This window comes from Mycobacterium sp. E1747 (genome assembly GCF_001667775.1).
Taxonomy (GTDB): domain Bacteria; phylum Actinomycetota; class Actinomycetes; order Mycobacteriales; family Mycobacteriaceae; genus Mycobacterium.
The window spans coordinates 65,398-83,660 of sequence record NZ_LZJI01000005.1 but is presented as its reverse complement, the minus strand read 5'-3'; the positions used below and the strand labels follow the sequence as shown (position 1 = coordinate 83,660).

Here is an 18,263-nt window from a genome sequence, read left to right as displayed (position 1 = left end):
TCTTTTCGGTGGACTGGTTCGGCGTCGCCGTCCTGGCGGTGTGGGGGGCGGTTGCGGCGCTGGCCGCGCTGCGCTGGTTCCGCTTCACCTGACGCTCGCGCTGCGGGGCCAGCTCGCGACACGTAAACCACGCACACGACACGCCGCTTCGGGCGTGCGTGGTTTCAGTCTCGCGACACCAGGGCTTACTACAGGGCGTAGTTGTCGTTGGCCTACCATCGGGCCATGCCCGTGGGACGAACGCTGAGGCGGATGGTGGACCTGCTCCCCGATCCCAGCGCAGCGCGGCCAGCGCCGCAACCGCCCCCCACACCGCCAGGACGGCGACGCCGAACCAGTCCACCGAAAAGACCATCGCCCGCGACAGGGCCTCGGTGAGCGCACCCGACGGGGTGAGCCGCGCCGCCCACTTGACTCCCGTCGGGATCATCCCGCTTTCCACGGTCAGCGCGCCGAGCCCGGCGAACACGAACCACAGCAGGTTGGCCAGCGCCAGCACGATCTCGGCCCGCAGCGTCCCGCCGAGCAACAGCCCGAGGGCGGTGAAGCCCGCGGTGCCCAGCGCGATGACCGCCGCGCCGAGCAGCAGCGCAGCCGGCGCGGGCCGCCAGCCCAGCGCAAACCCGATGGCGCCCAGCAGGATTGCCTGCAGGAACACCACGGTGACCACGGCCAGCGACTTGCCGGCGATGATGCCCCAGACCGGAAGCGGGGTCGCGCCCAACCGCTTGAGCGCGCCGTAGCGGCGGTCGAAGGCGACCGCGATGGCCTGTCCGGTGAACGCGGTCGAGATCACCGCGAGGGCCATGATGGCCGGCACGAAGGTGGCGGCGCGGTTGTGGCCGAACGAGCCAAACGGCAAGAGCGTCAACCCAACCAGCAGCGTGATCGGGATGAACATGGTCAGCAGCAGCTGCTCGCCGTTGCGCAGCAGCAGCTTGAGCTCGAGGCCGAACTGCGCGGCCAGCATCCTCGGCACGGTGTTCGGCCTGGGGTCAGGGGTGAAGGTCCCCGCGGGGAAGACGTTCGACTGGGTCACTGCCGCAACTTCCTGCCGGTGAGGTCGAGGAACACGTCCTCGAGGCTGCGCTGCTCGACGCGCATATCGGTGGCCAGCACATCGATCCGCGCGCACCAGGCGGTGACGGTGGCCAGCACCTGTGGGTCGACCGGGCCCTCGACCAGGTACTCGCCCGGGGTCACCTCCGAGGCCTGGTAGTCCTCCGGCAGCGCGGCGGTCAGCAGCGACAGGTCGAGCCGTGGTGGCGCCGTGAACCGCAACTCGTCCTTGGCGCCTGCGCGCATCAGCTCGGCCGGCGTACCGGCGGCGACGGTCGCGCCGTGGTCGATGATGACCAGCCGATCGGCCAGCTCCTCGGCCTCCTTGAGCTGGTGTGTTGTCAGCAGCACTGTCACGCCGTCACGGCGCAGCGCGTCGATCAGCTCCCAGACCAGCAACCGGGCGTGGGCATCCATGCCCGCCGTCGGCTCGTCGAGAAAGACCAGCTCGGGCCGGCCGACCAGCGCGCAGGCCAGCGCGAGCCGCTGCTGCTGCCCGCCGGACAGCCGCCGGTAGGTGGTGCGGGCCGCGTCGGTGAGGCCGAGGGTGTCCAGCAGCCAGGCCGGGTCCAGCGGGTCCGCGGCGTAGGAGGCCACCAGGTTGAGCATTTCCCCCGCCCGCGCGGAGGGGTAGCCGCCGCCGCCCTGCAACATCACCCCGATCCGGCTGCGCAGGCGGGCGTTGTCGGCGATCGGGTCCAGCCCGAGCACCTCGATAGTCCCGGCGTCGGGGCGCACGAAGCCCTCGCACATTTCGACCGTCGTCGTCTTGCCGGCGCCGTTGGGGCCCAGCAGGGCCAGCACTTCGGCGGCGTGCACCTCGAGGTTGAGATCGGCGACGGCCGTGGTGGATCCGTAGCGCTTGCTCACCCCGCGCAGCCGCACGACCGTTTCAGGAACGTCCGAGCTCACGTGGAATCAGCGTAGGCGTCAGGCACCGCCGCCGGGCGAGGGGTCTGAGTGGTCGGGGGCGTCGGCGCCGTTTCAGCGGCTGCCGGTTGCGTTTCGGCGCTGTCGGTCGGGAGTCGACGCCACGGCAGACGGGTGTAGGTCACCGCGATGAGGACTGCCACGATGACGGTGCTGGCCAGGGTCGCGTCGACGATCTGGAACAGCGCGAAGCGGTCGCCGTTGGCGGTCGGGCCAAAGATGCCGACGACCAGGGTGATGACGATGACCGCCACCCGGAAGCCACTGCGGGTGGCCCAGGCGGCGAGCGGGATGATCGCCCAGAGCAGGTACCAGGGCTGCACGACGGGGAACAGCAGCACCGTGACGCCCAGCGCCACGCCCAGGCCGCCGATCGGGTGCAACCGGCCCCGGAAGACGGCCACCAGCAGCCAGCCCACCATCACCGTGATGATCAGCACGCCGATGGCGCGGGTGAGCCCCAGCACCGCGGTGGTGTGATCGCCCAGCCCCAGCAGGATGCCCACCTGTCCGGTGCCCAGGGCGAGGAGCGTCGGTGGCGACATCCAGCTGCGCACCACGTTGGCGGTGCCCAGCGTGTAGATCCAGCCGAAGCCCAGCCCGCTGGCCCAGCCGACGACCGCCATCACCGCCAGCGACAGCCCGCTCATCGCACCACCCGCCAGCAGCAGTGCCCGCAGGTTGCCCCCGCAGCGGTAGGCCAGCGCCATCGTGACGAAGCCGAGCGCCAGCAGCGACGGCAGCTTCACCTGTGACGACAGCACGATCAGGACCGCGCCGGCCAGCAGCATGCCCATCGGCTCCCAGTCCGGGCCCGGCCGCCAGGAGGCCGGAAACAGCCGCGGGGAGTCGATCCCGCGCAGCGCGAACTCGGCGCCGGCCAGCATCAGCCCGAGCATCAGTGCCTCGTTGTGGACGCCGGCGACCAGGTGCATGATCAGCAGCGGGTTGGCGGCGCCCAGCCACAGCGCGCTGACCTCGGCGACGCCGCACCGTCGGGCCAGCCGCGGGGTCGCCCACACAATGAGGCCCACGCCGATCAGCTCGACCAGCCGGTGGCACAGCACGGCGGCGACGATGTTCTCCCCGGTGATCGCCGAAATGCCGCGCCCGATCCACAAAAACAGCGGGCCGTAGGGCGCCGGCGTCTCCCGCCACAGCGTGGGCACCGACAGCGTGAAGACGTGGGACAGTCCGAGCCCGGACGCCGGGCCGACCCGGTAGGGGTCGAGCCCTTCCAGGGAGATCTGGCTCTGGGCCAGGTAGGAGTAGACGTCTTTGCTGTACATCGGCGGGGCGATGAGCAGCGGCAGCGTCCACAGCAGCAGGGTGCGGTCCAGATCACCCCGCGACATCCGCCTGCTGCCCAACGCGAACCGGCCGAGCATCAGCCAGGCCAGCGCCATCATGACCGCGCCGGTGGTCGTCATCGTCAGGGACACGGTCTGGATCCGGGACGGCAGGTTCAACAACCGCACCCCGAAGGTCGGGTCCTGGACGACGGGCCGGGCGCCGGCGCCCAACGCGCCGATGGCCATCAGGACCGTGCCGGTCGCGCCGAAGAGGCGGGTGCGCTGCAGCGCGGTCAGCTCGGTATCGTTCAGCGGCGTGCCCACCGCCTGCTCGTCGCCATGCAGGCTGGCGATCGACGAGCTCAGCACGTGGTGGCGGGCTGCCATCAGAGCAGCGTAGCCGCCGGGGTCGCCGGGCTCGCCGTCCAACCCGGCGGCGATCGCAAGGGCGCGCCGGGCGCCTCTCGCTTGCGGGGGACCGGGCGCTGGGGTCGCCGCGCGTTGTCGGCCGACTGTGACCAGCGCGACGCCCGCTCAGGGCACCCTTGGTAGACCGATGCCCGGAATTGCGTCACACTGGTGTTGTGAAAATCCGGACCGGCTTCGATGACGCCGCCGTGGGCGCGGCGGTGCCGGACGGCCACACCCGCCGCGCCATCGTGCGCCTGCTGGTGGAGTCCGGATCGATCACCGCCAGCGAGATCGGTGACCGGCTCGGCCTGGCGGCCGCCGGCGTGCGACGCCACCTCGACGCTTTGATCGAGGCGGGGGACGCCGAGTCGGTGCCCGCCGCGTCGTGGCAGCAGGTGGGTCGCGGGCGGCCCGCCAAGCGGTTCCGGCTCACCGCGGGGGGCCGCGCCAAGCTCGATCACGCCTACGACGATCTCGCGGCGGCGGCCATGCGGCAGTTGCGGGAAATCGGCGGCGAGGACGCCGTCCGCACCTTCGCCCGGCAACGGATCGACTCGATCCTGGCCGGCGTACCGTCGGCCCAGGGCGACGACGACGCCGAAGTCGAGGCGGCCGCCGAGCGGGTGGCCGGCGCGCTGACCAAGGCGGGTTACGTCGCCACCACGACGCGAGTCGGCGGTTCGATCCACGGCGTGCAGATCTGCCAGCACCACTGCCCGGTGTCGCACGTCGCCGAGGAATTCCCCGAGTTGTGTGAAGCCGAGCAGCAGGCCATGGCCGAGGTGCTCGGGACTCACGTGCAGCGGTTGGCGACCATCGTCAATGGGAACTGCGCCTGCACCACCCACGTGCCACTTACCCCGACGCCCAGCCCGCGTCGCGACACCACGAGCATCGAAGGAGCGTCGTTATGACCCTCACGCCAGAGGCCGAGAAGGCCTTTAAAGCGGGAGAAGCAGAGCCGTTGACCCAGGAGCAGACGATCGCCTCGCTCGGCCGCTACGGCTATGGCTGGGCGGACTCCGACGCCGCCGGGGCCAGCGCCCAGCGCGGGCTGTCCGAGGCGGTGGTTCGCGACATCTCGGCGAAGAAGAACGAGCCCGACTGGATGCTGCAGACCCGGCTGAAGGCACTGCGCATCTTCGATCGCAAGCCGATGCCGACGTGGGGCTCGAACCTCGGGGGCATCGACTTCGACAACATCAAGTACTTCGTGCGGTCGACGGAAAAGCAGGCCGCCACGTGGGATGACCTGCCCGAGGACATCCGGAACACCTACGACCGGCTGGGCATCCCGGAGGCCGAGAAGCAGCGATTGGTCGCCGGGGTGGCCGCCCAGTACGAGTCCGAGGTGGTGTACCACCAGATCCGCGAGGACCTCGAGTCGCAGGGGGTCATCTTCCTCGACACCGACACCGGTCTGCGGGAACATCCCGAGCTCTTCCAGCAGCACTTCGGCACCGTGATCCCGGCCGGGGACAACAAGTTCTCCGCGCTGAACACCGCGGTGTGGAGCGGCGGATCCTTCATCTACGTTCCGCCCGGCGTGCACGTCGACATCCCGCTGCAGGCCTACTTCCGGATCAACACCGAGAACATGGGTCAGTTCGAGCGGACCCTGATCATCGTCGACGAAAACGCTTACGTGCACTACGTGGAGGGCTGCACCGCGCCCATCTACACGTCCGACTCGTTGCACTCGGCGGTGGTGGAGATCATCGTAAAGCCCGGTGGCCGTTGCCGTTACACCACGATTCAGAACTGGTCGAACAACGTCTACAACCTGGTCACCAAGCGGGCGCGGGCCGAGGCCGGCGCCACGATGGAGTGGGTCGACGGCAACATCGGGTCCAAGGTGACCATGAAGTACCCTGCCGTCTGGATGACCGGTGAGCACGCCAAGGGCGAGGTCCTCTCGGTCGCCTTCGCGGGGGAGGGCCAGCACCAGGACGCCGGGGCCAAGATGCTGCACCTGGCGCCCAACACGTCGAGCAACATCGTCTCGAAGTCGGTGGCGCGCGGCGGCGGCCGCACCTCCTATCGGGGCCTGGTGCAGGTGAACAAGGGCGCGCACGGCTCGCGTTCCAGCGTGAAATGCGATGCGCTGCTGGTCGATACGATCAGCCGCAGCGACACCTACCCCTACGTCGACATCCGCGAGGACGACGTCACGATGGGGCACGAGGCCACCGTGTCCAAGGTCAGCGACAACCAGCTGTTCTACCTGATGAGCCGCGGGCTGACCGAGGACGAGGCGATGGCGATGGTGGTGCGCGGCTTCGTCGAGCCGATCGCCAAGGAGCTGCCCATGGAGTACGCCTTGGAGCTCAACCGGCTCATCGAGCTGCAAATGGAGGGTGCGGTCGGATGACCACGGCCGCTGCTGCCCTGAACAAGGGCGAATTGTTCGCGTCCTTCGACGTGGACGCCTTCGAGGTGCCCAGTGGGCGCGACGAAATCTGGCGGTTCACCCCGCTGCGGCGGCTGCGTGGGCTGCATGACGGCTCCGCTCAGGCCACCGGCAAGGCGCAGATCAGCGTCGCCGAGCAACCGGGTGTGCGGGTCGAAACCGTCCGTCGCGGCGACGAGCGTCTGGGCCGCGCTGGGGTACCCACCGACCGTGTTGCCGCGCAGGCGTTTTCGTCGTTCAACTCCGCGACGCTGGTGAGCGTGGGCCGAGACGTGCAGGTCGCCGAGCCGGTCAACATCACCGTGACCGGCCCCGGCGCGGGTGCGGTGGCCTACGGGCACCTGCAGATCAGCGTCGCCGAGCTGGGTGAGGCGGTCGTGGTGATCGACCTGCGGGGCAGCGGAACCTACGCCGACAACGTCGAGTTCCTCGTCGGCGACGCCGCCCGGCTCACCGTGGTGTGGGTCGCGGACTGGGCCGACGACATGGTGCACGTGAGCGCGCACCACGCCAAGTTGGGCAAGGACGCGGTGCTGCGGCACGTCGCCGTCACGCTGGGCGGCGAGGTGGTGCGGATGTCGGCCAACGTGCGCTACGCCGCCCCAGGCGGGGATGCCGAGCTGCTCGGCTTGTACTTCGCCGACGACGGGCAGCACCTGGAATCGCGGCTGCTGGTCGACCACGCGCAGCCCAACTGCAAGTCCAACGTGCTCTACAAGGGTGCGCTGCAAGGGGATCCGTCCTCGCAGTCGCCCGACGCGCACACCGTCTGGGTCGGCGACGTGCTGATCCGCGCCGAGGCCACCGACACCGACACCTTCGAGGTGAACCGCAACCTGGTGCTCACCGACGGGGCACGCGCCGACTCGGTGCCCAACCTGGAGATCGAGACCGGCGAGATCGTCGGGGCCGGGCACGCCAGTGCCACCGGGCGTTTCGACGACGAGCAACTGTTCTACCTGCGGGCCCGCGGCATTCCCGAGGACCAGGCGCGCCGGCTGGTGGTGCGCGGCTTCTTCGGCGAGATCATCGCCAAGATCGCCGTGCCGGACATCCGCGAACGCCTCACTGCCGCCATCGAACACGAACTGGAAATAACGGAGAATACAACAGCGTCATGACGACTTTGGAAATTAAAGACCTGCACGTCGCCGTAGAAGACCCGAACGCGCCCGAGGGCAGCCGCGAGATCGGAATCCTCAACGGCGTCAACCTGACCGTCAAGTCCGGTGAGACGCATGCGGTGATGGGGCCCAACGGCTCGGGCAAGTCCACACTGTCCTACGCCATCGCCGGTCACCCGAAGTACCGGGTGACGTCCGGGTCGATCACGCTGGACGGCCAGGACGTGCTGGAGATGAGCGTCGACGAACGTGCCCGCGCCGGACTGTTTTTGGCGATGCAGTACCCCGTCGAGGTGCCGGGTGTGTCGATGTCGAACTTCCTGCGCAGCGCCGCCACCGCCGTGCGCGGCGAGCCGCCGAAACTGCGGCACTGGGTCAAGGAGGTCAAGGCCGCCATGTCCGACCTCGACATCGACCCGGCGTTCGCCGAACGCAGTGTCAACGAAGGGTTTTCCGGCGGCGAGAAGAAGCGCCACGAGATCCTGCAGCTGGGTCTGCTCAAGCCCAAGATCGCCATCCTCGACGAGACCGACTCCGGTCTGGACGTGGACGCGCTGCGGGTGGTCAGCGAGGGCGTGAACCGCTACGCCGAGGCCGAGCACGGCGGCATCCTGTTGATCACCCACTACACCCGGATCCTGCGCTACATCCGCCCGCAATTCGTGCACGTGTTCGTCGGGGGCCGGATCGTCGAGTCCGGCGGTCCTGAGCTGGCCGACGAGCTCGAGGAGAACGGCTACGTGCGCTTCACCGAAGCGGCGGCCGCAGGAGCGTAAGCATGACCGCATTGGACGTCGACGCCATCCGCGCTGACTTTCCCATCCTCAAGCGCGTGATGCGCGGCGGAAAACAGTTGGCCTACCTGGATTCCGGCGCGACGTCACAGCGCCCGCTGCAGGTGCTCGACGCCGAACGCGAGTTCCTGATCACCTCCAACGGCGCGGTGCATCGCGGGGCGCACCAGCTGATGGAGGAGGCGACCGACGCCTACGAGCAGGGCCGCGCCGACGTCGCGGCGTTCGTCGGCGCCGATGCCGACGAGCTGGTTTTCACCCGCAACGCCACGGAGGCGCTCAACCTGGCGTCATACGTGCTGGGCGACAAGAGGTTTGACCGGGCGGTGGGCGAGGGTGACGTGATCGTCACCACCGAGCTCGAGCACCACGCCAACATCGTGCCGTGGCAGGAGCTGGCTCGTCGCAGCGGTGCCACGTTGCGCTGGTACGGCGTGACCGACGACGGGCGCATCGACCTGGATTCACTTGAGCTCGACGAGCGCGTGAAGATCGTTGCATTCAGCCATCATTCGAACGTGACAGGCGCGGTGGCGCCGGTGGATGAACTGGTCAGCCGCTCTCACGCCGTCGGCGCCGTCACGGTGCTGGACGCCTGTCAGTCGGTGCCGCACGAGCCGGTCGACCTACACGCGCTCGACATTGACTTCGCGGCATTCTCCGGCCACAAGATGTTGGCCCCCAACGGGGTCGGTGCGCTCTACGCCCGGCGCGAGGTGTTGTCGGAGTTGCCGCCGTTCCTCACCGGCGGGTCGATGATCGAGACTGTGACGATGGAGGCGTCGACCTACGCCCCGGCGCCGCAACGGTTCGAGGCCGGCACGCCGATGACGTCTCAGGTTGTCGGGTTGGGTGCGGCCGCAAGGTATTTGGGCGCCATCGGCATGGACGCGGTGCAAGCGCACGAGCGCGAGCTGGTTGCCGCCACCCTCGAGGGCCTCGCGGGTATCGAGGGCGTGCGGATCATCGGGCCGACCGTCATGGAAAACCGCGGCTCGCCAGTCTCGTTCGTCGTCGACGGCGTGCACGCGCACGACGTCGGGCAGGTGCTCGACGACGACGGTGTCGCGGTGCGCGTCGGTCATCACTGCGCGATGCCGTTGCACCGCCGATTTGGCGTGGCGGCCACCGCCCGGGCGTCGTTCGCCGTGTACAACACCGCCGACGAGGTCGAGCGGTTGGTGGCCGGCGTGCGCCGGGCGCTGGAATTCTTCGGGAGAGACTGACCGTGCGCCTGGAGCAGATGTATCAGGACGTGATCCTCGATCACTACAAGCATCCCCAGCACCGGGGGCTGCGGGAGCCGTTCGGCGCGCAGGTTTCTCACGTCAACCCGGTCTGTGGCGACGAGGTGACCCTGCGGGTGGCGCTGTCCGACGACGGTCAGCGCGTCGCGGACGTCTCCTATGACGGCCAGGGCTGTTCGATCAGCCAGGCGGCCACTTCGGTGCTCACCCAGCAGGTGATCGGTCAGACCGTGCCGGAGGCGCTGAACACCGTCACCGCGTTCACCGAGATGGTGTCCTCGCGCGGCACCGTCGAGGGCGACGAGGACGTCCTGGGCGACGGGATCGCGTTCGCCGGAGTGGCCAAATACCCGGCCCGGGTGAAATGCGCACTGCTGGGGTGGATGGCGTTCAAGGACGCGTTGGCCCAGGCTTGCTCGGACACGGGCGCGGACTTCGAGGAGGAGAAAGATGAGCGAGACCGCCGCACCGGATGACGAATTCATTGCCGACCTCGAGGAGGCGATGCGCGACGTCGTCGACCCCGAATTGGGCATCAACGTCGTCGATCTCGGACTGGTCTACGGGCTCAACGTGGAAGAGGGCGACGACGGAACCGTCGCCCTGATCGACATGACGTTGACGTCTGCGGCCTGCCCGCTGACCGACGTCATCGAGGACCAGTCGCGCAGCGCGCTCGTCAGCAGCGGCCTGGTCGACGACCTGCGGATCAACTGGGTATGGAACCCGCCGTGGGGCCCGGACAAGATCACCGAGGACGGCCGCGAACAGCTGCGTGCCCTCGGCTTCACCGTCTGACTCGGCGGCGACCCGCCGCTAAAGGTGGAAGGGCAGGTGCGGCAGGTGCAGGTGGTGGTGCGGCCGCCCCATCGGCGGGCACTGTTCCAGGCTGATGGTCGTCGCCTGCAACGCGCCGCCATCGTTGGTTCCCTGAGCCCCCATGCAGGTGCCGTTCGTGATCGCCTGGGTGTTGCTGATCGTCTGCCTCTTGTAGGACGTCGCGTCCGTGACGGTCACCGTGGTGGGGCCGCCGGGCCCAATCCCGTTGACGGCGATGGTGTTTGCCGACACGGAGGTGACCGTCCCGTAGAAGCCAGCGGGCGGCGGGCACTTGCCGTCGACCGCCGCGGTGATCATGACGGTCTGCGCGGTGACGCCGGCGGCCGGTGAACTTTGCGGGGTGGCCCGCACGTTCACACAGCTACCCGGAGTGACGTCGGGGAGCGTGGCCGGGGCCACCTGGAAGACGGGTGTCGCCGGCGCGAAGTCCACGGTCGCCGAGCCGCTGCGCGTTCTGAGCTGAATCTTGTCGCCGGCCACCGACTGGACCATGCCCTCGACGTAGTCCTTGCCCACGGGCGGGGGCGCCGGGGGCGGCGTCGCGCTCGGCGGCGCGCTGGGCGGGGCTGGCGTCGGCGCCGACGGCTTGGCGGCATTGCCGGTGTCGGTATGGCTCGACCGGCACATCGCGACGCTGAGGATGATGACCACGGCGACGGCGACGAGCGCGAACCTGGCCCGCCGGGGATTCACCGAAATGGCAGGCACAGGCGCACTCCGATCATGCGAACAACAGAGTCGACCGGGAATACCCTTTCAGAGCGAGATATCACCCGACCGTAACCGAGATCACGGTTGAGGAGGTGTCCGCGCGAGGCCATGATGTCGTCGCAGATGGATCAGATGACCATCGCCTCGATGATTTAGGCCACGGCCACCGACCAATCGGGCGAACGTCTTTCCGCCAACACCAATCACCCGGGTGAATGCTCAGTCGGGGTGATGACTAGTCACCCCGACCCGCGTCAAGCTCACTGATGAGTGGACCGGCCTAACCGGGTCTGCGACGCAGAATCACAGGAGAGCCACGACGTGCCCATCGACTTTGACGCTCAGCGGGTAACGCCGATGCCCAACGGCTACGGCGGATGTCCGACGAGGTCAGTCCACTGCGTCCGCGCGGCGGGGTTTGACCGCCAACCGATTGATGCCGCGAACACATGTTCGCCGGTTCAGATTCGATGGAATGAGTGTGCGCGTGGCGCAGTCGATGGTGCAATTGCCAGCCCAAGCGGTACCCCGCTGGTGGGTATCCCGGCAGTGGCTCCCCGTGGCATCGAACATCTTGATTTCGCCCCTCAATGTCAGATCGCATTCTTGGACAACGGATTTCGGTGCAACCAGTCGGCGGCGGCCTATATCGAATTCCACATGGTCGGTTACTGCAAGCGCTTTGACTGTGACGAGGACGGTAATGCGTGCGGCTTTGTGTGCGCTGGCCATCTCGACGGGTTAGAGTACACCGCCGAGTGCACCGTGCGAGAGCTACGGCTGGCGGCCCCGGTGCGGTGGTGGTCCCGCCGCATCGCTCGATGCCCTACCTGTGGCCGGTCGATCCTGTTCGTCTCTGACATTCTGCAAGTTGTTCTGATGCTTTAGAAACACCGGCGTCGGACCACAAGAACCGAAAAGATAAGTCTATTAACACTATTCATTGTGTATCCAAACATACGAAGGAGAATTCATGAGGGCGATACGTCTGCACACGGACGGGCTGCGGCTTGAAGAGGTCGCCCAACCCGAGCCCAAGCCAGACGAGGTGCTTGTGCGCGTCCATGCCGCAGCGATTACGCGGGATGAGCTGACCTGGTCGACCGATCGGTTGCCGGCGATCCCCTCTTATGAGCTCTGCGGTGTCGTCGAATCGACCGGCGAGGAGGTGATCGCGCTGACGCCGTTCGACCGCGACGGCGTCGCCGCAGAGTGGGCGGCGGTGCCGAAATCCCTGCTTGCCCCCAAGCCGTCCGCACTAAGCCGCGAACAAGCGGCGGCGCTTCCGATGCCCGGACTGACCGCGTGGCAGGCGCTTGTTGTCCACGGCAAGGTCGCGGCGGGCGAGCGGGTGCTGATCACGGGCGTGCATGGCGGTGTCGGACACATCGCGGCTCAGCTCGCACGGCACCTCGGAGCGGTTCTGGTCGGCGAAGGAGAGGACTGCGACCTCCTCTTCGACACCACCGGCGGTGAGGCACTTGCTCGTAGCGCAGAGCGCGCCGGGCGCATCGTAACGATCGCGGCGGAGACGCCGGGCGCGCAGTACTTCGTGGTGGAGCCGAACGGAGCCCAGCTCGCGGCGCTTCCTGAGCTGTATCCGCAGGTCGACACGGTCTTTTCGCTGGACCAGTTCGAAGAGGCTTTTGCTCGCACTGCACAGCGCGGCAAGAAGGGGAAGGTTGTGCTTCGCGTCGCTGAGGCGTAGGCCAACGTCTCAACTCGGCAACCACTCTCTCTGCGCGGCGGGTGAATTGTCTTTATGCATTCACAAGCGGCGCAATACTCACCGGGGTGAATTGGGGGTTGGGGTGGTGACAGTTCGCCCCGCCCGGCTGCAGTGTCGGTACTACCCAGACCCGACCGCGATCGTGGCCTTATTGACGGCGTTGCTTTCCTAGCGGGTCACTTGTTGCAAGTATGAGTTTTCACCATCTGAAGGAGGCGCGACATTGGATGATCACCGCCACGTCGAATGGGACCCTCACACCCGGCGCATCCTCACGGTCCGTCTGCAGTTGCGCCCATGGCAATTCGACGACGACGGTGCCGCCTACGGGATATACGGGGCGCCGGAGGTTTCGCGTTGGCTGTGTCCGGCGCTGCCGTTGATCGCCGACCGCGCACAGATGCGCCGACTCTTGGGCGAATGGATCCGGCAGAGTGACGAATCCGGCCTGCCCGTGGGCCGGTGGGCGATCACCGATAGGTACTCCGGCGAGCTAGTCGGGGGAGTGGCACTGCTTCCACTGCCACCCGGCCGCACCGATCTCGAGATCGGATGGCAGGTTGCACCGACACTGTGGGGTAACGGCTACGGCGCGGAGGCCGGTCACGCGGTGGCCCATCAAGCGTTCACAAATATCGGTGTCAGCGAGGTTTTCGCAGTCGTGCGGCCAGGCAATCATCGCGGGGTGGCCACGGCGCGCCGAGTGGGCATGGAATGGGTCGGCGAGACCGACAAGTACTACAACTTGACCCTCGAGATCTATCGACTTAACAAAGCGGACCTTGATCTGCCAGAGCCGGCGTGTGCACAGGCTCCGTAATCGGCCTGGCCCCGGATGTCGTGGAGTCACACCACCCTCTAAGTAGGAAGTTGGCCAAGCTCTTGTCGCCACATCTCGAGGCTTAGCCGCTCAACACCCGGTAGAAGGTGGTCTCGGCCTTGCCGTCCTCAGCAAACTGCGACAACGCTTCCACGCCGAGCGCGAAATGATCGGATTGGACGTGAAGGTCGACACCGTGCTGGTTGCGGAACCGCTGATAGAGCGCGAAATGCCCGGGTCGATCGCGATCTTCGTGCAGCCGAAAGGTGCTAACGGCTCCTTCGGCCAGTGACTGGGGAATTAACCCGATAAACGCGCGTCGCAGGTCGTCTCCCTTGCCGGGCAAAGCCACGGCCTCGGTGATCAGCACGACTTCCTCATCTGACCCGTACATGTTTGATGCTCCTTCACTGTCTTCTCAAGGGCTTTGCGCCATCACGGGGTCGAGTAACTACTGCGGGGGTGCGGTCATTCGGGCACCCCAACGGCGCATCTGATGGTGCGTCACCCGCAATGGAACTAACTGCCGGATTGAGATATGGCCGACGGCTTGGTGAACGACATTCGCCACCGCTTTGCTCCGCCTCTAGTTGTGAGCAGCATAAGCAACGTCTAGACGAGCCTGCCCGCTCGCTGATTGCGGCTGCGCTGAATTACCCACTGCACGTTCATAACTCAGCCGGAAACGGCGGGCCTCTGAGTGTCCCGGCAGAGTCCGTGGGCCTCGGAGATCGAAACTCACCCGGGTGAATCGACGCCGGGGTGATGACGGCTCACCCGGCGACGCACCAGACTCGACGGCAGTTCGACTTTGATATCCGGGGTGCCGGTCGTCAATGCCAAGGCTACCAATTATCTTGCCGGGCAAAGGCGGTAATAGTCCACCGGGAGCCGTCGAGAACGATTAGCAGAAGGGTCTCACCATGCACTTCGATTCCAAGAAGGTCGTCGTCGTCGGAGGCAGCGCCGGTATGGGCCGACAGGTCGCCGTTGACGTCGTGCGCCACGGCGGTAGCGCGGTGATCGTCGGACGGTCGAAAGACCGTGTGGATCACTCGGTGACCGAACTGACGGGCGAAGGCGGCCAGGCGTGGGGGATCACTGCGGAGCTGACCGATCGCGCCGCGGTCGCCGATGTTCAGCGCGCACTTTCCGAGGACCACAGCGACGCGACGCTGCTCGTCAACGCGGCCGGATTCTTCATCCCCAAGCCGTTTCTCGAATACGACGCGCCGACCTATGACTCGTACATGGAGCTCAACTATGCCCTGTTCTTCCTGACGCAGACCGTCGTCGCGGGCATGATCGCCAAGGCGGAGGGCGGGTCCATCGTCAACATCGGCAGCATGTGGGCACACCAGGCGATCGGTCTGACTCCTTCGTCGGTTTACTCGATGCAAAAGGCCGGCCTGCATGCGCTCACCCACAACCTGGCCATCGAGCTCGCCGGGCACAACATTCGCGTCAACGCGGTGGCGCCGGCCGTGGTCAAGACCCCGCTCTACGAGGCCTTCATTCCGAAGGACGAGATCGACACCACGCTTGCCACTTTCGCGCCGCTTCATCCACTGGGACGAGTCGGGAACCCGGCTGACGTGTCCAACGCAGTCACGTATCTGCTGTCTGACGAGGCCAGCTGGGTCACCGGTGCGATTCTCAACGTCGATGGCGGCATCATGGCCGGCCGCAACTAAACAAGCCTGCCCGAACGGAGGAGACCAGGTGTCACACCAATACAGCAAGAATCCTGCGGCGGTCGACGCGCTCAGCCCCCAGCAATACCGCGTCACCCAGGAGAGCGGCACGGAACCTCCGTTCACCGGCGAGTACTGCGATAACCATGAACCAGGAATCTACGTCGACATTGTTTCTGGCGAGCCACTTTTCGCCTCGATAGACAAATTCGACAGCGGAAGCGGCTGGCCTAGCTTCACCCGGCCCATCGACGCGGACAGCCTGGTTGAGAGGCGCGACCTTAGCCACTTCATGGAAAGGGTCGAGGTGCGCTCAGCCCATGCCGACAGTCATCTGGGGCACGTATTCACGGACGGCCCTCGAGAAGCGGGCGGCTTGCGTTACTGCATCAACTCGGCGTCGCTGCGATTCATCCACCGCGATGACCTGGAAGCCCAGGGTTATGGGCAATACCTGCGATTGTTCGCGAAAGACGTATCGGAGCAGCCCCAAAGCGTCCGCGAGCAGCGATCATGACTGGTCACGACAAGATCGCCATTCTCGCGGGTGGGTGCTTCTGGGGCATGGAGGACCTCTTCCGCGGACAGCCCGGTGTGTTGACCACCCGTGTCGGCTACACCGGCGGCAGCAACACTCACCCCACCTACCGCAATCACCCCGGCCACGCCGAGGCACTCGAAATCACGTATGACCCAGACGAGACCAATTACCGGGCACTGTTGGAATTCTTCTTCCAGATCCACGACCCGACCACGAAGAACCGTCAGGGCAACGATGTCGGAACCAGTTACCGGTCGGCAATTTTCTATCTGGACGACGAGCAAAAGCGAATCGCAATGCGCACCATCGCCGACATTGAGGATTCCGGGCGGTGGCCCGGCAGAGTCGTCACCGAGGTCACCCCGGCCGGTGAGTTCTGGGAAGCCGAACCCGAACACCAGAACTACCTGCAGCGTTATCCATCCGGCTACACCTGCCACTACGTCCGCCCCGATTGGACGGTACCCAACCACGATGCCGACGCAAGGGTGACGGCGGCTGGACGCGACAAGCCGGCTTAGCAACGACATGGGCTCGGTAACACAAGGCAGAGAACCGACAACTCCGCCTGATTGGCAGGTGCTGTTGAGCGCGTACGCGCCGCTGGTGCTTTCTGGCGCAGCAAGCGCCGCAGGATGGGTTCTAACGCGGCGCGGCGATCGTCGGGTGGCGGCGACGGGATGACTCAGAACCCGAATCTGGCCGCGCTATCGGCGGCGGGAGTGTCGGTTTGGCTGGATGACTTGTCCCGCAGTCTGCTGCAATCCGGCAAGCTGCGACAGCTGATCGACACGAGAAGTGTTGTTGGCGTGACCACTAACCCGTCCACCTTTGAGTATGCACTTGCAAACGGCCGCGACTACGATGGCCAGATCGCCGAGCTGACGGCCCGCGGTACGGACATCGACACCGCAGTCCGCACGGCGATCACCGACGACGTCCGAGCAGCCTGCGATGTGCTGCGCCCGCAGTGGGAAGGTTCCGACGGCGTCGACGGAAGAGTGTCCATTGAGGTCGACCCGTCGCTCGCGCACGACACCGATGCGACAGTCACGCAGGCGGTCGAGTTGGCCAAGATTGTCGACCGGCCCAACGTGTTAATCAAGATACCGGCCACCGCCGCGGGGCTGCCCGCAATCACCGCGGCGTTGGCCAAGGGTGTCTCTGTCAACGTGACGCTGATCTTTTCCGTCCAACGTTATCGGGCGGTGATGAACGCTTATCTGGCCGGCATCGAAACCGCCCAGCACGCAGGCGCTGACCTATCCCAAATCCATTCGGTGGCATCACTGTTCGTGTCCCGGGTGGACACCGAGGTCGACAAGCGACTCGCGGGGATCGGCACCGATGAGGCCCTCGCGCTGCTGGGACAGGCGGGCATCGCCAAGGCGCGGTTGGCCTACGCGGCCTATCAGGAGGTCTTCGACGCCGCGCCGCGCTACACCGCGCTGCGCGCCGCGGGTGCTCGCGCGCAACGCCCACTATGGGCCTCCACCGGAGTGAAAAACCCCGCCTACCTTGACACGTTGTACGTCACCGACCTGGTGGCGCCCAACACGGTCAGCACCATTCCTGAACCCACGCTGGAAGCGGTCGCCGATCACGGCGTCGTCTCCGGTGACACCGTGACCGGCAAGGCGGCGCACGCCCAGGAGGTATTCGACCGGCTGCTCGCCGTCGGTATGGATCTGCCAAACGTGTTCGCAGTGCTGGAACACGACGGGGTGTCCAAGTTCGCCGCGTCCTGGTCGCGGTCAGTTCAACGCTAAACACGGAGCGCTTGCTCGATCGGGCCAACTGACCTACCGATCGAGCAGCATCAACTCGCTGCCCGCGCCGCGTGGCTGGTTGGCGGGTCGGATAGTAAATCGCGCAACTGTTTTCGGCCGCGGTTGAGCCTCGAACTTACGGTTCCTTGTCCGGTGTCCGTCAGGGCGGCGATCTCCTTGTATGTGTATCCCGCAATGTCGGCGAAATACACCGCGATGCGAAACTGCTCGGGCAGGAGCATCATCGCCGCCTTGAGGTAGGGGTCTGGCAGCATCTCGAGCACCTGGTCTTCGGCCGACCGCAGCACCTCAGGGGTGCGTGGGGCATTGGCCATTAGCTGTTGATCGGTGATCTCACCAGCCGGATGCTGGGCCGGACGGCGCCTTTGCCGCCGATAACTGTTGATATGAGTGTTAGTCATGATCCGCCGCAGCCATGCCTTGAGGTTCGTTCCGGGCTCGAATGACCGGAGACCGGCATAAGCGTTGAGCAGCGTTTCTTGCACCAGATCTTCCGCATCCACTCGATTGGAGGTCATTCGCAGAGCGTGCCGATACAGCGGCTCAAGGAGCGGGGTGATGGCGCTTTCAAACTGAGCGTTCAGCGCGCCGTCTGGCGCCTTCGCCGATTCCGCTCGTACGCGACCCACGCTAGACTCCCGCTGCCGCGAAAAGTATTGGCATGCGGTGAGTCTCGGCTCCAAAGGGGCGAGCCGAGCTGGCCGCGTACGAGAGGCAGGGCCTGCTCTGCTCGACGGGTCGGCGTCTCAAGGAATCCGCAAACCAAATGCGTGAGCCGCTATCCACACGTGCGCATGTGATCGCATCTAACGCCGTCTCGGCCGCTTCGAGGGCCGATCGCCGTCCCATGCAACGACTACCGCAGGTACGG

The 18,263-nt window shown here is 66.4% G+C and carries 18 protein-coding genes and 2 pseudogenes; 14 read left to right on the top strand and 6 right to left on the bottom strand.

Features of this window, described 5'->3' with window-relative positions:
- Positions 1–92 (top strand): annotated as a pseudogene (locus A5695_RS28170) (multidrug ABC transporter permease); the annotation flags it as partial.
- A 176-nt stretch (positions 93–268) separates the two neighbouring features.
- Here the strand turns inward: A5695_RS28170 and A5695_RS00940 are convergent.
- The 3 genes and pseudogenes from A5695_RS00940 to mptB all read right to left on the bottom strand — a co-directional run.
- Positions 269–1,039, bottom strand: a pseudogene (locus A5695_RS00940) (ABC transporter permease); the annotation flags it as partial.
- The gene (locus A5695_RS00935; RefSeq protein WP_156749384.1) at positions 1,036–1,971 is read right to left on the bottom strand and encodes an ABC transporter ATP-binding protein; all 936 of its coding nucleotides are present in this window, start codon (positions 1,969–1,971) and stop codon (positions 1,036–1,038) included. The gene A5695_RS00935 and the pseudogene A5695_RS00940, both read right to left, overlap by 4 nt.
- Complete coding sequence (mptB, locus tag A5695_RS00930) at positions 1,968–3,668, bottom strand: polyprenol phosphomannose-dependent alpha 1,6 mannosyltransferase MptB (RefSeq protein WP_068077149.1); 1,701 nt, start codon at positions 3,666–3,668, stop codon at positions 1,968–1,970. Before mptB ends, A5695_RS00935 begins: the two co-directional genes overlap by 4 nt.
- 158 nt (positions 3,669–3,826) lie before the next feature.
- On the opposite strand from mptB, the gene A5695_RS00925 reads away from it, so the two are divergent.
- From A5695_RS00925 to A5695_RS00895, 7 genes are read left to right on the top strand one after another with little or no spacing between them, the layout of a single operon-like run.
- On the top strand, positions 3,827–4,606 hold the full coding sequence (locus tag A5695_RS00925) for a metalloregulator ArsR/SmtB family transcription factor (RefSeq protein ID WP_156749382.1): 780 nt from the start codon (positions 3,827–3,829) through the stop codon (positions 4,604–4,606).
- Entirely contained in the window at positions 4,603–6,063 is a 1,461-nt protein-coding gene (gene sufB / locus A5695_RS00920) for a Fe-S cluster assembly protein SufB (RefSeq protein WP_068077138.1), read from the top strand. The genes A5695_RS00925 and sufB overlap by 4 nt, the downstream gene beginning before the upstream one ends.
- A complete protein-coding gene (sufD, locus tag A5695_RS00915) occupies positions 6,060–7,223 on the top strand; it encodes a Fe-S cluster assembly protein SufD (protein ID WP_068077136.1) in 1,164 nt (387 codons plus the stop codon). Before sufB ends, sufD begins: the two co-directional genes overlap by 4 nt.
- Positions 7,220–8,002: a Fe-S cluster assembly ATPase SufC gene (gene sufC, locus A5695_RS00910; RefSeq protein WP_068077134.1), complete on the top strand. Its 783-nt coding sequence runs from the start codon at positions 7,220–7,222 to the stop codon at positions 8,000–8,002. Before sufD ends, sufC begins: the two co-directional genes overlap by 4 nt.
- Positions 8,003–8,004: 2 nt before the next feature.
- On the top strand, positions 8,005–9,246 hold the full coding sequence (locus A5695_RS00905; RefSeq protein WP_068077132.1) for a cysteine desulfurase: 1,242 nt from the start codon (positions 8,005–8,007) through the stop codon (positions 9,244–9,246).
- Positions 9,243–9,743, top strand: coding sequence for a Fe-S cluster assembly sulfur transfer protein SufU (gene sufU / locus A5695_RS00900; RefSeq protein WP_082945766.1), 501 nt, complete (start codon positions 9,243–9,245; stop codon positions 9,741–9,743). The genes A5695_RS00905 and sufU overlap by 4 nt, the downstream gene beginning before the upstream one ends.
- On the top strand, positions 9,718–10,065 hold the full coding sequence (locus tag A5695_RS00895; protein ID WP_068077128.1) for a metal-sulfur cluster assembly factor: 348 nt from the start codon (positions 9,718–9,720) through the stop codon (positions 10,063–10,065). The genes sufU and A5695_RS00895 overlap by 26 nt, the downstream gene beginning before the upstream one ends.
- A gap of 18 nt (positions 10,066–10,083) precedes the next feature.
- Here A5695_RS00895 and A5695_RS00890 read toward each other — a convergent pair whose 3' ends face one another.
- The gene (locus A5695_RS00890; RefSeq protein WP_156749386.1) at positions 10,084–10,800 is read right to left on the bottom strand and encodes a DUF5666 domain-containing protein; all 717 of its coding nucleotides are present in this window, start codon (positions 10,798–10,800) and stop codon (positions 10,084–10,086) included.
- Positions 10,801–11,791: 991 nt separating this feature from the next.
- Between A5695_RS00890 and A5695_RS00880 the strand changes: the two genes are divergently transcribed.
- Positions 11,792–12,526 (top strand): NADP-dependent oxidoreductase, encoded by a 735-nt coding sequence (locus A5695_RS00880; RefSeq protein WP_068077124.1) that lies wholly within the window; start codon positions 11,792–11,794, stop codon positions 12,524–12,526.
- 244 nt (positions 12,527–12,770) lie between these two features.
- On the top strand, positions 12,771–13,367 hold the full coding sequence (locus A5695_RS00875) for a GNAT family N-acetyltransferase (protein WP_068077122.1): 597 nt from the start codon (positions 12,771–12,773) through the stop codon (positions 13,365–13,367).
- 82 nt (positions 13,368–13,449) lie between these two features.
- Here A5695_RS00875 and A5695_RS00870 read toward each other — a convergent pair whose 3' ends face one another.
- Positions 13,450–13,737 carry a putative quinol monooxygenase gene (locus A5695_RS00870; RefSeq protein ID WP_197515316.1) on the bottom strand — a complete coding sequence of 96 codons (288 nt, stop codon included), beginning with the start codon at positions 13,735–13,737 and terminating at the stop codon, positions 13,450–13,452.
- Between the two features lie 553 nt (positions 13,738–14,290).
- On the opposite strand from A5695_RS00870, the gene A5695_RS00865 reads away from it, so the two are divergent.
- From A5695_RS00865 to tal, 4 genes are all read left to right on the top strand, one after another.
- Positions 14,291–15,061, top strand: a complete 771-nt coding sequence (locus tag A5695_RS00865; RefSeq protein WP_068077114.1) for an SDR family NAD(P)-dependent oxidoreductase — start codon at positions 14,291–14,293, stop codon at positions 15,059–15,061.
- Between the two features lie 28 nt (positions 15,062–15,089).
- The gene (gene msrB / locus A5695_RS00860; protein ID WP_068077112.1) at positions 15,090–15,578 is read left to right on the top strand and encodes a peptide-methionine (R)-S-oxide reductase MsrB; all 489 of its coding nucleotides are present in this window, start codon (positions 15,090–15,092) and stop codon (positions 15,576–15,578) included.
- A complete protein-coding gene (gene msrA / locus A5695_RS00855; protein WP_068077110.1) occupies positions 15,575–16,123 on the top strand; it encodes a peptide-methionine (S)-S-oxide reductase MsrA in 549 nt (182 codons plus the stop codon). The genes msrB and msrA overlap by 4 nt, the downstream gene beginning before the upstream one ends.
- Positions 16,124–16,282: 159 nt before the next feature.
- Positions 16,283–17,371: a transaldolase gene (gene tal / locus A5695_RS00850; RefSeq protein ID WP_068077108.1), complete on the top strand. Its 1,089-nt coding sequence runs from the start codon at positions 16,283–16,285 to the stop codon at positions 17,369–17,371.
- A gap of 50 nt (positions 17,372–17,421) precedes the next feature.
- Here the strand turns inward: tal and A5695_RS00845 are convergent, their stop codons facing one another.
- Positions 17,422–18,021, bottom strand: a complete 600-nt coding sequence (locus A5695_RS00845; protein ID WP_068077106.1) for a sigma-70 family RNA polymerase sigma factor — start codon at positions 18,019–18,021, stop codon at positions 17,422–17,424.
- Positions 18,022–18,263: the final 242 nt, after the last annotated feature.

Bases quoted from the DNA above. Each gene is read 5' to 3' on its own strand.
- mptB (WP_068077149.1), bottom strand. From the start codon at position 3,668: ATGGCAGCCCGCCACCACGTGCTGAGCTCGTCGATCGCCAGCCTGCAT.
- sufB (WP_068077138.1), top strand. From the start codon at position 4,603: ATGACCCTCACGCCAGAGGCCGAGAAGGCCTTTAAAGCGGGAGAAGCA.
- sufD (WP_068077136.1), top strand. From the start codon at position 6,060: ATGACCACGGCCGCTGCTGCCCTGAACAAGGGCGAATTGTTCGCGTCC.
- sufC (WP_068077134.1), top strand. From the start codon at position 7,220: ATGACGACTTTGGAAATTAAAGACCTGCACGTCGCCGTAGAAGACCCG.
- A5695_RS00905 (WP_068077132.1), top strand. From the start codon at position 8,005: ATGACCGCATTGGACGTCGACGCCATCCGCGCTGACTTTCCCATCCTC.
- A5695_RS00895 (WP_068077128.1), top strand. From the start codon at position 9,718: ATGAGCGAGACCGCCGCACCGGATGACGAATTCATTGCCGACCTCGAG.
- A5695_RS00880 (WP_068077124.1), top strand. From the start codon at position 11,792: ATGAGGGCGATACGTCTGCACACGGACGGGCTGCGGCTTGAAGAGGTC.
- A5695_RS00865 (WP_068077114.1), top strand. From the start codon at position 14,291: ATGCACTTCGATTCCAAGAAGGTCGTCGTCGTCGGAGGCAGCGCCGGT.
- msrA (WP_068077110.1), top strand. From the start codon at position 15,575: ATGACTGGTCACGACAAGATCGCCATTCTCGCGGGTGGGTGCTTCTGG.
- tal (WP_068077108.1), top strand. From the start codon at position 16,283: ATGACTCAGAACCCGAATCTGGCCGCGCTATCGGCGGCGGGAGTGTCG.